Annotated in this window: 10 protein-coding genes and 1 pseudogene; 7 read left to right on the forward strand and 4 right to left on the reverse strand. The window is 44.4% G+C overall.

Annotated elements, in window-relative coordinates:
- Positions 1-526 (forward strand): annotated as a pseudogene (locus QZ076_RS17605) (hypothetical protein); the annotation flags it as partial.
- A gap of 2 nt (positions 527-528) precedes the next feature.
- Here QZ076_RS17605 and QZ076_RS17610 read toward each other — a convergent pair.
- Both QZ076_RS17610 and QZ076_RS17615 read right to left on the reverse strand, forming a co-directional pair.
- A complete protein-coding gene (locus QZ076_RS17610) occupies positions 529-1,353 on the reverse strand; it encodes a hypothetical protein (protein ID WP_293715432.1) in 825 nt (274 codons plus the stop codon).
- Between the two features lie 78 nt (positions 1,354-1,431).
- On the reverse strand, positions 1,432-1,992 hold the full coding sequence (locus QZ076_RS17615) for an NUDIX hydrolase (RefSeq protein ID WP_293715435.1): 561 nt from the start codon (positions 1,990-1,992) through the stop codon (positions 1,432-1,434).
- 92 nt (positions 1,993-2,084) lie between these two features.
- Here QZ076_RS17615 and sucC point away from each other — a divergent pair, with 92 nt between their 5' ends.
- From sucC to QZ076_RS17645, 6 genes are read left to right on the forward strand one after another with little or no spacing between them, the layout of a single operon-like run.
- Positions 2,085-3,224, forward strand: coding sequence for an ADP-forming succinate--CoA ligase subunit beta (sucC, locus tag QZ076_RS17620; RefSeq protein WP_293715438.1), 1,140 nt, complete (start codon positions 2,085-2,087; stop codon positions 3,222-3,224).
- Between the two features lie 15 nt (positions 3,225-3,239).
- Positions 3,240-4,103, forward strand: a complete 864-nt coding sequence (sucD, locus tag QZ076_RS17625) for a succinate--CoA ligase subunit alpha (protein ID WP_293715441.1) — start codon at positions 3,240-3,242, stop codon at positions 4,101-4,103.
- 41 nt (positions 4,104-4,144) lie between these two features.
- Complete coding sequence (locus tag QZ076_RS17630; protein WP_293715444.1) at positions 4,145-5,593, forward strand: hypothetical protein; 1,449 nt, start codon at positions 4,145-4,147, stop codon at positions 5,591-5,593.
- Positions 5,565-6,953: a GDSL-type esterase/lipase family protein gene (locus tag QZ076_RS17635; protein WP_293715447.1), complete on the forward strand. Its 1,389-nt coding sequence runs from the start codon at positions 5,565-5,567 to the stop codon at positions 6,951-6,953. The genes QZ076_RS17630 and QZ076_RS17635 overlap by 29 nt, the downstream gene beginning before the upstream one ends.
- On the forward strand, positions 6,943-8,472 hold the full coding sequence (locus QZ076_RS17640) for an MBOAT family O-acyltransferase (RefSeq protein WP_293715450.1): 1,530 nt from the start codon (positions 6,943-6,945) through the stop codon (positions 8,470-8,472). The genes QZ076_RS17635 and QZ076_RS17640 overlap by 11 nt, the downstream gene beginning before the upstream one ends.
- A gap of 24 nt (positions 8,473-8,496) precedes the next feature.
- Positions 8,497-10,110, forward strand: a complete 1,614-nt coding sequence (locus QZ076_RS17645) for an energy transducer TonB (protein ID WP_293715453.1) — start codon at positions 8,497-8,499, stop codon at positions 10,108-10,110.
- A gap of 66 nt (positions 10,111-10,176) precedes the next feature.
- On the opposite strand, the gene QZ076_RS17650 is transcribed toward QZ076_RS17645, so the two are convergent.
- Together QZ076_RS17650 and QZ076_RS17655 are read right to left on the reverse strand one after the other, a co-directional pair.
- The gene (locus QZ076_RS17650) at positions 10,177-11,448 is read right to left on the reverse strand and encodes a mechanosensitive ion channel domain-containing protein (RefSeq protein WP_293715456.1); all 1,272 of its coding nucleotides are present in this window, start codon (positions 11,446-11,448) and stop codon (positions 10,177-10,179) included.
- A gap of 88 nt (positions 11,449-11,536) precedes the next feature.
- Positions 11,537-12,706, reverse strand: a complete 1,170-nt coding sequence (locus QZ076_RS17655; protein WP_293715459.1) for a mechanosensitive ion channel family protein — start codon at positions 12,704-12,706, stop codon at positions 11,537-11,539.
- Positions 12,707-12,808 lie beyond the last annotated feature (102 nt).

A 12,808-nucleotide genomic window follows, 5' to 3' on the forward strand; every position in this document is an offset into this window, starting at 1 on the left:
CCAGGCGATCTTATACAAACGCCGTCGTTTCCTGCATCTTTCGTTGAAGCAGTCCGGCAGGAATAGGATGCAGGTGCTTGTTTATATGCTATGTATTGTCTGTTTATTCTTTAGCTGTGGCATGAAAAAGACTGTGCGCCGGCAGGAAAACACCAACCGGAATGAATCGGTCAGAATAGACCATAATGACAGCTTGTTATTACAAAGCCATTCTGTTCTGAATGACTCCTTATCCTGGGAACTGAAGCAGGTCATTTTTCTTCCACCAGACAGTTCGGGCAGGCAACCCCTGCAAAGCCTTACTGTTGCCCGCTTGCAACGCGTTAGCAACACTGCCGACAGCCTGACCTCTGTCTCCGCAACGCAACAATCTTATACCAGTCGGACAGTGGAACAAATACAAAAACAGGAAGTCCGCCATACAACTAACTACCGTATTCTGATCTTAGCCGTTGCAGGTATCTGTCTCTTTATCGGAGGGGTGATCTATATTAAAAGGAAATTTATATTATCCGGAAAACTATGATGTCAGTGTAATTTTACATACCCTAGTTTCGTATATCGTATATTCCGGGATGTATAATGTTTGATCACCTTGGCGGAACGGATATGTAGTTTTTCTCCGATCCGGTAAGCGTGATCGGCGTTGCTTAATTTGCCGCTTTCCAGACTGCGGTCGGTTGCGCGGATAGTAAAGAAGAACAGATTGCCCGACTCGTCGGCCGCTATGATCTTCTGATCGACATAAAAGTGGGTGGTTCCCCGGATTATACAGGTTTTGTACGGATTGTCTTCCACCTTGATCCGTTGGATGGTAAGATGGATCTCACTCAGTTTTTCATCGATCGTCCCAACAAAACGACTGATAGGCATTTTGTGTATCCTGGAAGTATTAAGATCCTGATATACCCAGGAATAAGTGGCGGCTAATTCCTTGAAACGTCTTTCACTTTGAACACGGGCTTCGTATTTGATGGCAATCCAGGTTACATATTTAGGATCGATGGCGGCTACTTCAAACAAGTGGTATCCGCGATATTTACCGAAAGATATGATATCGTCGGCGTTATGGGAAATAGAGTCGATACGCATTTTGATCGTTAGCCGTGCAAAAGAGTTGGCTACCGCTTTCATCGCTTTCTCGAGTGAGTTGATTGCATTGACATCCAATGTAGAAAGGAAAACATTCGGATGATATTCCGCAGCCGGGTGGTAGAACCAAAGCGTATAATAAGCGGTCTTTTCATTAGGCAAAAGAATATAGTATACGCCTTTATCCGCATTTCTTCCTTCGTTAAACTCTGTCAGTTTATCCAGAACAAATTGTTCGATATAGTCTGAAATGTTACTCATAACTCATCCTCCTCATATTCTTCCCTAACAAATATATGCAAAGAGGATGAATTATCCTAGCAAAACGGTGATTAATCGCTAGATTAACCGGTTTTCCGCAACGTATTTCCAGAGGGCAGCGGCGTGGAGCGCTTGTTTGATCTGGTCTGTCTGAAGCAGTTCGATAACCTCGTTCTGCGAAAGAAGGTGTACGGTCAAATCTTCCGTTTCTTCGAGGTGTTGGTTGGTAATAGGTTCGACATCTGTTGCCAGATAACAATAAGTCAGATTGGTATGTGTGCTCGGATTGACGGATATGACCATATATTCGCTCCATTGGCCGCCTCCGAAGCCTGTTTCTTCCAACAATTCCCGTTGAGCGGAAACGAGAGGTGAAGCGTCTGCTTTTTCGCATACTCCTGCGCATAACTCGAAGCTAGTCATGCCTAACCCGTGGCGATACTGGCGCACGAATACGAATTTCTTGTCTTTGGTGATGGCTATTGTGTTGACCCAGTCGGGATATTCATATACAAAATATTCAGGTATCCGGTTGCCGTTGGGAAGTTCTACACATTCGCAGCGGACGGTGCACCAGGGTTTGCGATGGAGGTAAGTACTTTCGAGTACTTTCCATTTTCTATCTTTAAAGTCTTCCATAATGTTCTTTGTATTATGTTTGTTTATTATTTGAACTAACGGCTATTCGGATTGTTTATTATATGAGTAGGTACCACTAAATTTATTATCCGATGAAGATACACGAATATCAGGCGAAAAAGCTCTTTTCTGACTATGGAATTCCTGTCGAACGGCATATTTTATGCAGTACGCCGGATGAAGTCATGGCTGCCTTTAGCCAACTGGGAGAAGAAAAGGTTGCCATCAAGGCACAAGTACTGACCGGAGGCAGGGGCAAAGCCGGTGGTGTAAAACTGGCAGGTAATGCCGGAGAAGCCCTTCAATATGCAGAAAATATTCTAGGCATGACGATCAAAGATTATCCCGTCACCCGGGTGATTGTCAGTGAAGCCGTGAATATCCATCTGGAATATTATATCAGTTTTGTGATCGACCGCAATTCCCGTTCAGTCGTTCTGATGATGAGTGCCGAAGGCGGTATGGATATAGAAGATGTCGCTCGCCGCGCCCCTGAAAAGATATTCCATTTCCGGATCGATCCGATGATCGGAATACCGGATTATCTGGCCCGGCGTTATGCTTTTACTTTGTTCGATAAGTTGTCGCAGGTGAACCAACTGGCTGGGATCATACAAAATATGTATCGTCTTTTTATCGGGAAAGATGCTTCCCTGGTGGAGATAAACCCGCTGGTAATGACCCGTGAAGGAGTCTTGATCGCCATCGATGCCAAGATGACTTTCGATGATAATGCGTTATATCGCCAACCTGGCGTATTGTCTCTTTTCGAACCAACGGAGGAAGAAAAGATAGAAGTCAGGGCGAAAGAAAATGGTTTCAGTTATGTGCATATGGGTGGTGAGATCGGCTGTATGGTGAACGGTGCCGGTTTGGCAATGGCGACAATGGATATGATTAAGCTTTATGGTGGCGATCCGGCCAATTTCCTTGATATCGGAGGAAGTTCTAATCCTGAAAAGGTGATTGAAGCCATGAAGTTGTTGTTGAAAGATCCCAACGTAAAAGTGGTATTGATCAATATATTCGGGGGAATAACCCGTTGCGATGATGTTGCTTACGGTTTACTGAAAGCTTTCGAACAGATAGAGAATGATATTCCCGTTATTGTCCGCCTGACCGGAACTAACGAAAAGGAAGGGCGCGACTTGTTGCGCAATACGCGTTTTAAAGTGGCCGAGACAATGGGTGAAGCGACCTTGTTGGCCGTAGAGTTATCAAAAAAACAGTAAGAAAGGATAGTCATCATGAGCATACTTATTAATAAATCAACCCGCTTGATCGTGCAGGGTATTACCGGGCGCGACGGCCTTTTCCATGCGCTGAAAATGAAAGAATACGGAACGAATGTGGTAGGAGGGACTTCACCGGGTAAAGGTGGAACCGAGATAGAACATATTCCGGTATTCAATACGATGTATGATGCCGTACAGCAAACGCAGGCAAACACATCTATTATATTTGTTCCCGCCCGTTTTGCTGCCGATGCGATCATGGAGGCTGCCGATGCAGGTATAGAATTAATTATTTGTATCACAGAAGGAATACCGACGATAGATGTGATCAGAGCCTATCGGTTCGTGCAGATGAAAGGGGCGAAATTGATCGGACCGAATTGTCCCGGTCTGATCTCGCCGGGAGAGAGCCTTGTCGGCATTCTTCCCGGAAAAGTGTTTATGAAAGGACATACAGGCGTGTTAAGTAGAAGCGGAACACTCACTTATGAAGTAGTTTATCATCTTACTGCCAATGGAATGGGACAATCTACAGCCGTAGGAATGGGGGGCGATCCCGTCGTGGGACTTTACTTCCGCGAATTACTGGAAATGTTTGAAAATGACCCTGATACGCATTCGATCGTGATGATCGGCGAGATAGGTGGCAATGCGGAAGAACTGGCGGCAGAATATATCCGCAAGCATGTGACCAAGCCTGTCGTCGGATTCATAGCCGGACAATCTGCCCCGCCGGGTAAACAAATGGGACATGCCGGAGCAATTATCTCCGGAGGAACCGGCACAGCCGTTGAAAAAATACGGGCGATGGAAGAAGCAGGCATACGAGTTGCCAGCGAACCATCTGAAATACCGGAGCTTTTAAGTAATAAATAGCAACTTTATCCCTATCTTTGCACCTTCGTAAGAATGAGTAAATGAATAGAGATGATAATTTCGGCAGATTGCTGGCGTTGCTATTAATCACGCTATGTATCTGTCTGGGGCTATATTATCTGCCGGACCAGTTGTTCGGACAGAAAATAAAAAAGGTTGACTTACTTTCGGATTTACGGGTAAAGACGCAATCACTATCAATGGATTCACTGCGTAAGCAGCTTGAACAGCCGGATACGTTGCAAATAGACTCGGTTGCTTTGCGTGATTCGATTATCCGTTCTACGGGGATCGATTCGGCGGCACTGGCTTTGCGCGATTCATTGTACAATGTGATGTATTCCGTTCAGGGAGCCGATTCGCTCGGTACGCATATCGAAGATTATTCGGTCGGGCATATCGGGTTGAAGCGTTTCTTTGCCGCACTCAAAAAGGGTAAGGAACTAAAACGTCCGGTTCGCGTTGCCTTTCTAGGCGACTCGTTTATCGAAGGGGATATTGTCGTTGCAGACCTGCGTTCGGCTTTGCAGAAAGAGTTTGGCGGCCGTGGAGTCGGTTTCGTTCCGATTGCATCAGTAGCCTCGCAATTTCGTCCGACTGTCGAACAACACTCGGAGGGATGGCATACCTGGTCGATGCTGACCGATCGTGAACACGGCTATACGCTTTCGGGCATGATGTTCGAACCGAAGGGAGAAAAGGCTTCGGTTTCTGTTAAGACAACGAACCGTTATCCGGAGTTGCAGACTGTCTCTTCCCTGAAATTCCTGTATGAACAAAATACGGCAACCCGCATGAAACTGCTTTGTAACGGTGAACCCGATACAATCAGCGAACTGTTGCCGGCAACGACTGAAATAACCCAGTACGAAAAGAAAGGAACATTTACCGAAGCCTCGTTCTCGTTTACAGAGACGGATGGTTTCCGGGCATTAGGTGTTGCGATGGAAGATAATTCGGGGATTGTGGTAGACAATTATTCTTTACGGGGTAATTCCGGAATAATTCTTGCCCGTCTGGACAGTGCCCGCTGCCGGAGTCTGAGTAAGGTGCGGCCGTATGATCTGATCATTCTTCAATATGGTTTGAATGTAGTGAGCGACAGTGTCTTGCATTACGGATGGTATAATAGCCGTATGACGGAGGCCGTTCGGCGTGTTCAGGTTTGTTTCCCGGAAGCAGATATATTGCTGCTCGGCGTTTCCGACCGCAGCCATCAGGAGGACGGCGTATTTGAAACCATGCCTGCCGTATTGGCTTTACTTCATACACAGAGACAGATTGCCCGTAAGACCGGTATCCCGTTCTGGAATACATTCGGGGGAATGGGCGGAGAAAACAGTATGGTTCGTTTCGTCGAAAATAACTGGGCGAGCAAGGATTATACACACCTCAGTTTCCGCGGAGGGCGCGAAATCGCTACGGCGTTATTAAAAGCATTATTGTTAGAAAAGGAGTTTTATGATGAAGCAGACAAAGTGGTTAATTAACTTGTCGGTCTTAATGGTGCTGATTGCGATCACCATAGGGACGACGAACCTTTCGCCTGCCCGTTCGTCTGTTCGGGATACAGGAATGGTTTTGCAGGATACACTGGCCGCACCGGACACTGTTGCATTGCCTTCTGCCTCTTATAAGATAGGTGTTGCCGTCGATTCTATCCTGCTGCCTGCATCGGATAGCGTAAATGAATATGCTCCTTTAATGGATTTCTTCGCCGCGCTCGATTCATTACGTGCCGGAAAAGATACAGTCGTCACAATAGTTCAGTTGGGCGATTCACATATCCAGGCCGGGCATTATAGCGGACGTATGATGCGTCTTTTACAGCAACAGTTCGGAAATGCAGGACGTGGTTGGGTGGCTCCTTTTAAATTAAGCAAGACCAATGAACCGGACGATTATTTTATTTCGTCTGTTGCCAAAGAATGGGTTGCCGGACGTTGTATACAGAATAACAGGAAGGCTCCGATCGGGCCCGGTGGAATCGGTATCCAGTCCGTATCGCCTTCTATCAACTTCGATATCAGTATGGCTCCGAACAATGGGGCCGGATACTCTTTTAACCAGGCGGTCATTTACCGGGGAGAGAAGTCTATGCCGATGCTTCCTGCCGGTAAATTGAAAGATTCGGTCAGGACGACATTAAGCACAACTTCCTGCGCACCGGGTGTTGTGGCCGACACTTTCCGTATCTCTTGCCTGGCGGATACATTGCAGTTACACAGTACCCGCCGGAAACAAGGGACGGATAATCTGTTGCCTGCCTCTTCTTTTAAGAATGTGTATTACGGTTTCAATCTGACCAATGGTCAACCGGGTATATTATATCATTCAGTAGGAGTGAACGGAGCCATGTTTGTTAATTATACAGACGAAAATTATGTCCGTCAACTGGCTTTATTGAACCCATCGTTATTGATCATATCGCTGGGAACGAACGAGACGTTCGGCAGGCGCTTTACCCGTAATGAGTTCGCCGGACAGATCGAAGACTTTATCTCTTTGGTAAAAAAACAGATGCCACATACAGCTATCCTGCTTACTACGCCGCCCGAATGCTATAAACGGGTAACTGTAAACAAGAAACGAACGTATGTGCGCAATGAAAATACAGAACGCGCGGCAAAAGCTATTATAGAAGTAGCCCGTCGTGAAGGTCTTGCCTGTTGGGACTTATTTGCTGCCACAGGCGGAAAAACTTCGAGTTCCAAATGGCATAAGGCCGGACTGATGGGGCGCGACCGTGTTCATTTTACTAAAGAAGGCTATCAGGAGCAGGGACTTTTATTGTATCGCGCCCTGATGCAAACATATAATCGATATATAACAGGCAACGATGTTCGATAATCTGGATTTCTCAAAACTGGGCGAGATATTTACCTATCACCGTCTTTCACCGATACTGTTCAGCAGCGGGCTGTTCTTCTTTTTATTTATAGGCTTCCTGATCATTTACATGTCACTCAGGAAGCATTTATTGGCCCGTATTATATATGTAACGCTGTTCTCCCTTTATTTCTATTATAAGAGTAGCGGACTTTGGTTTTTCCTGTTGTTGTTTACTGCCACGTCCGACTTTTGTATTGCACAGGGGATATTCCATACTTCAGCCAAATGGAAACGTAAGTTGTTGGTAGTAGTTAGTTTATGTATAAACCTCGGTTTGTTGGGATATTTTAAATACTTCAACTTCCTGTTGGAGATTATTGCGACTGTTACACGGGAGTTCGGTTATCAGTTTGGAAATACTTCCATGCAAAGCGTCACTTATCAGCCGATGGATATTTTCCTGCCCGTCGGTATTTCTTTTTTTACGTTCCAAACGATCAGTTATGTCATTGATGTATACCGGGGAAAGATAACACCGTTAACCCGTTGGGTCGATTATGTGTTCTATGTATCGTTCTTTCCGCAGTTAGTGGCCGGTCCGATCGTTCGTGCCCGCGATTTTATCCCACAGATTTATAAGAATCCGACCGTTACACGCTCAGAGTTTGGAGAAGGTCTGTTTTTGGTATTGTGCGGATTATTTAAAAAGACGGTGATCTCCGACTATATCAGTATGAACTTTGTCGACCGTGTATTCGATGCCCCGTTGCTCTATACCGGAGTAGAGAATCTCCTGGGTGTTTATGGCTATGCATTGCAGATTTATTGCGATTTCTCCGGGTATTCGGATATGGCGATAGGTATCGCCTTATTGCTGGGATTCCGTTTCAATATAAACTTCGATTCTCCCTATCAATCGGCCACGATTACAGAATTTTGGCGCCGCTGGCATATTTCATTGTCTTCCTGGTTGAAAGACTATTTATATATTTCACTGGGAGGAAACCGGAAAGGTAAGATACGTACATATATAAACCTGATGATAACAATGTTGCTGGGTGGTTTATGGCATGGAGCTTCCATGAGTTTTATCATTTGGGGCGCTATACATGGTGTGGCGCTGGCTATTCATAAGTTCATCATGGGACGTTTCAGCAGTTTCAAGCAATTAGGTTCGGAGATGAAGCCCTGGCGCAGGATGTTGGGGATATTTATCACTTTCCACCTGGTTTGTTTCGGCTGGATATTTTTCCGTGCCGATTCCCTGCAAACGGTAAAAGAGATGCTTACGCAAATCTGTACGAACTTCCATCCGGAAGTGTTTACTCAGTTTGTTACCGGTTATAAGGGCGTTTTTATATTGATGATAATAGGTTATGTGTTGCACTTTATGCCTAAGTCGGCAGAGAATGCTCTGCAGGGTGTGGTAACCCGGTCTCCGTTGTTGGTGCAGGCGGTTATCCTGGCTGTCATGGTTTTTGTCGTGGTGCAATTCAAGAGTGCCGGTGTGCAGCCGTTTATCTATTTCCAGTTCTGATGTAAACTAAATATTTCTATAATTATGAAAGTGACCCCGATACTGTTTCTACTCCTGATTGTTTTTACCAGCGGAATATCAGGAGTAAAGGTGCAACGAAACAATTTGCCGGAAGAGCAACTTTGCTTGCGGCAGGAGGTCAGACCTTATCTGGATAGTCTAATCATTGAAGAACCCAAACCGGAAGATACGGACATTTCTCTGTTTCGTTTGGAAGCGATCTTTCCGGTAAATAAATTGACTCGTTTCGGAACGAACGAAGGTGAATTTACTGCTTTTACACCTGATAATCCCAAAATGAAAGGGCTTGTAACAGAGCCTGTTCCATTGTTGGGCAATGCCAGGATCGCTCTGATCTATTCTTTTGCAGATGATTATAATAATGCAATTCCTATTGCCTGGAAATACCGGTTCGAGAGTGTCCGTCAGAAAGGAGTGTCCGGAGAGGAAAAGGCTTGCCAGTCGCTTTATCTACATGTATTGAATAACTTGCGTTTTTCCAGAATTAAAGTAGGATTGATGGATGTTGTGCTTTTGCCTCCGGATAATGACGGGAAACAGATAAATAATGTACCTAAGCTGGGATACCGTTCTATGAGTTTCAGCCGCACGAATGGCGATCAGTATATGCTTACTTATTTGTTAAAGACGAATGAAGGTGTATATAGCCCGATCGACCGTGCGGAGGGTTCAGACCGTACTTTCCCTGAATATATGGGCGGATCGTCGGCTCAATTCTGGTTTATCCGGCAAAACATGGAATATCCGGAGAAAGCCATTGAGGAAGAGGTGAGTGGAACCGTTCTTATTGCTTGTACGGTAGAACCGGACGGTTCGGTTACTGACCCGCATGTCTTTCTCGGTTCGGAACCGCTATTGAATGAAGAAGCGATCCGTCTGGTCGGTTTGACAAGTGGGAAATGGGTTCCGGCAACCCGTAACGGAGAGAATATTGCTGATGAGAAAGTTATTCCTGTTACTTTCAATCTGAATGACGATGGGATAAAAATAGTGGAAAATACTAAAAAGCCCAATAAGAAGTTGCCAATCAAAACCTATCTGTTTTGGGGAGCAATATCTGTTGTTATTATTCTCTATTTGAGGAGTAAGTTCCGGAAAAAAGACAGAAAGCTAGACCCGGCTCTACGTCCCAATATCTCTGTCAGCAATGACAAGATAGTGATTGTTGCCGGAGTAGAGGAGGCAGATGTGGAACAGATGTTGCGTTCATTTACCGATATATATAATAGTCGGCAATATGATGCGATTATTCGTATTCATCCGATGGGAAAACAGGTATTTGCATTGACTTTCCCGTATGATATCAGTTGGGAAGTTTTCACAGAGTTGATGGACCACCTGCTTTATTTTGACGGGAGTGAATATAAAGCACAGGTGAGAGCGTGGTTGACTTTACCGAAAGAATGTGAACCGGTTGCCGGTGAACACGCTATGTTATTCTTTAAAGAAAATGATGATGATTTTGAACCTCTTTACGTCACTACTCAAAACAATACAAACTGGAAGGTTGACTACGAAACCGAAACGTTGAAAGAGGCAGAAGGGGGTGAAGAATATGTCAAGTCTCCGTTTACCTATTACGAGATTGTACAGAAAAGTTTTATAGAAATAGACTAATATAATAGACTGTCTCAAAAGCATCTTTGTTATGAGTGACTTTTAAGACAGTCTATTTATTTGTTATTAGTTTGAAGTTTGGATTCTTAAATGATGCAGATCGGAGCCTGACACTTCCTGGAAAACCTGCAACCCGAATTCCGGTAACACAGCCAGGATATGATCGAATACGTCGGATTGAATGTCTTCGTAAGGTATCCAAACGGTTGTTGCGGCAAAGAAATATAACTCCATCGGTATCCCTTTTTCTGTCGGTTGCAGTTGGCGTACCATGCACGTCTGATCTTTGTTCACGTCAGGATTACTTTTCAGGTAATTCACCAGGTAAGCACGAAAAACACCGAGGTTGGTTTGGCGGCGTCCGTTCACTTTGATAGAGTCATCTATATTATGCTCTTCATTATATCTTTCCAGCTCCTTTTGCTTTGTGTCGATATATTCGGTTAGTAAGGATATCTTGCGGAATTTGGCAAGCATTTCCGGGGTACAAAAACGTACACTGTTCATGTCTATATTGATCGATCGTTTAACGCGTCGACCGCCTGATTCCTGCATGCCTCGCCAGTTTTGGAAAGAGTCGCTGACAAGAGCGTAGGGCGGTATCATGGTGATTGTATTATCGAAATTCCGCACTTTGATCGAGTTTAGTGTCACTTCGATCACAGTTCCGTCTGCGCCGTATTTAGTCATCGTGATCCAATCGCCCGGACGGAGCATATCATTGGCCGATAGCTGGATACCGGCAACAAATCCGAGTATCGTATCTTTGAATACCAACATAAGAATAGCGGCGGATGCACCCAATCCGGCAAACAAGGTAGCCGGTGATTTCCCTATCAGTATACTGATGATAATGATAAATCCGACAAAGAATACAAGCACCTGAATGATCTGCACAAACCCTTTTAGCGGCTTATTCTTAAAGGTTTCTTTCCGATTGTATATTTCGAGGAGCAGATTTAATGCTGCATTGATAAAACGCAATATGACGGCTACAATATAGATACTGCAGATCATTTGAAGAATTCCCAGTAATGTCGGCATTTCTTCTTTCGGAAGCGCAAGCGGTAGCATGATATACACCAAAACGGCCGGTATCAGATGCATCAGCTTATTGATAATCTTACGTTCCACGATCAGATCGTCCCATTGGTTCCGGGTCCTTTTGGCAAAGCGTTTAAATAATCCGAGGAAAATGTAGCGGCAAGTATAATCGATCGCGACGGTTACTATTATAACAAGGAACAGCACGATCAGGTTATCCCATATATTTGCCGAATCGTGTACTAAACCCCATTTAACCAGATAACTGTTAATCCATTGCTGTAATTCACTCATAAATATGTCTTTAAAGTTATGAATACAAATATATGGAAAAAATCAGAGTCTCCCAAAGGTGATATCAAAAGTCTCCCGGTACTTATTGTTAATCCGAATACTGATAGACCTTCAATTCGAACCTGGGGATCATCGCAAAGAAATGGTCGAAAATATCCGATTGAATGCGTTCGTACTCTTTCCATACTTTATTGCGGGAGAAGAAGTAGATTTGAATGGGTACACCATATTCAGTCGATTGTAACTGGCTGATGATTAAATCCAGATCCGTATTGACTACCGGCAGGCTGGTCAGGTACTTTTCGACATACACACGGAACATTTGCGAATTGGTCGGTGTAACGCCTTCGTCCGGTTGATAGTCTGCCAGCAAGGGGATTTCTTTACGGAAAGTATCCAGCATTTCAGGCGTGCAGAATTTAATTGTATTCAGATCGAGGAAGATCGATTTCATGACCCGTCGTCCGCCTGATTCGACCATTCCCCGCCAGTTCTGGAAGGAGTTATTGACCAGCGTATAAGGCGGAATAGTGGAAATGGTATTATCGAAGTTCTGTATTTTGACTGTGTTCAACGTTATTTCCTGTACCACACCGTTGGCATTCGATCCCGGCACCGTGATCCAGTCGCCCGGTCGCAGCATATCGTTAGCCGAAAGTTGTATACCTGCCACGAACCCTAATATCGTATCCTTGAATACCAGCATCAGGATAGCGGCCGAAGCACCCAGTCCGGCAAATAAGGTGGCCGGTGATTTCCCCATCAGGATTGCAATAATAACAATAGCACCTATAAAGAAGGCCAACACCTGGAATACCTGTATGAAGCCTTTTATCGACCGGTTCTTGTTTACTTCCCGGTGATTATAGATATCCATAATAACCAGGAGAAAACCGTTAATGGCCAATAGTAATACGAATACGATATAGACAGCACAGACTTTCTGTGAAATCAGTAGTAATTCTTTTCCCCGTATAAAGGCCATTGGAAGCAACGCATAGACAATAATACCAGGAATAGCATGTACCAGGTTATGTACAACTTTACGCTTGATCAGCAATGTATCCCAGAAATAATGGCTTTTCTCCGACAATTTTCTAACACTACCTACAAAAATATATTGACATAAATAATCGATCCCGATTGCTACTGCAATCAATAACACGGCAATAATAATTTCATCGAATGTATCAGCTATCTTCGGATCTACACCCCAACCGATAAGGAGTTTGTTCATCCAACTACCTAAGTTCACCATAATTTGTATCGTTTTTTTATATTGATAACATTTAACCAGGCAATTGGTTGAGTCATCAGGTAAATAGATTCGTTCGAACAGGGTTTGTCAGCGGATAATTAA

It is taken from the genome of uncultured Parabacteroides sp. (assembly GCF_905196875.1).
GTDB lineage: Bacteria > Bacteroidota > Bacteroidia > Bacteroidales > Tannerellaceae > Parabacteroides.

What these genes read in the sequence shown, in the direction of transcription:
- QZ076_RS17615 (WP_293715435.1), bottom strand. Translation starts at nt 1,992, where the DNA reads ATGGAAGACTTTAAAGATAGAAAATGGAAAGTACTCGAAAGTACTTAC.
- QZ076_RS17655 (WP_293715459.1), bottom strand. Translation starts at nt 12,706, where the DNA reads ATGGTGAACTTAGGTAGTTGGATGAACAAACTCCTTATCGGTTGGGGT.
- QZ076_RS17630 (WP_293715444.1), top strand. Translation starts at nt 4,145, where the DNA reads ATGAATAGAGATGATAATTTCGGCAGATTGCTGGCGTTGCTATTAATC.
- sucD (WP_293715441.1), top strand. Translation starts at nt 3,240, where the DNA reads ATGAGCATACTTATTAATAAATCAACCCGCTTGATCGTGCAGGGTATT.
- QZ076_RS17635 (WP_293715447.1), top strand. Translation starts at nt 5,565, where the DNA reads ATGATGAAGCAGACAAAGTGGTTAATTAACTTGTCGGTCTTAATGGTG.
- QZ076_RS17640 (WP_293715450.1), top strand. Translation starts at nt 6,943, where the DNA reads ATGTTCGATAATCTGGATTTCTCAAAACTGGGCGAGATATTTACCTAT.
- QZ076_RS17645 (WP_293715453.1), top strand. Translation starts at nt 8,497, where the DNA reads ATGAAAGTGACCCCGATACTGTTTCTACTCCTGATTGTTTTTACCAGC.
- sucC (WP_293715438.1), top strand. Translation starts at nt 2,085, where the DNA reads ATGAAGATACACGAATATCAGGCGAAAAAGCTCTTTTCTGACTATGGA.
- QZ076_RS17650 (WP_293715456.1), bottom strand. Translation starts at nt 11,448, where the DNA reads ATGAGTGAATTACAGCAATGGATTAACAGTTATCTGGTTAAATGGGGT.
- QZ076_RS17610 (WP_293715432.1), bottom strand. Translation starts at nt 1,353, where the DNA reads ATGAGTAACATTTCAGACTATATCGAACAATTTGTTCTGGATAAACTG.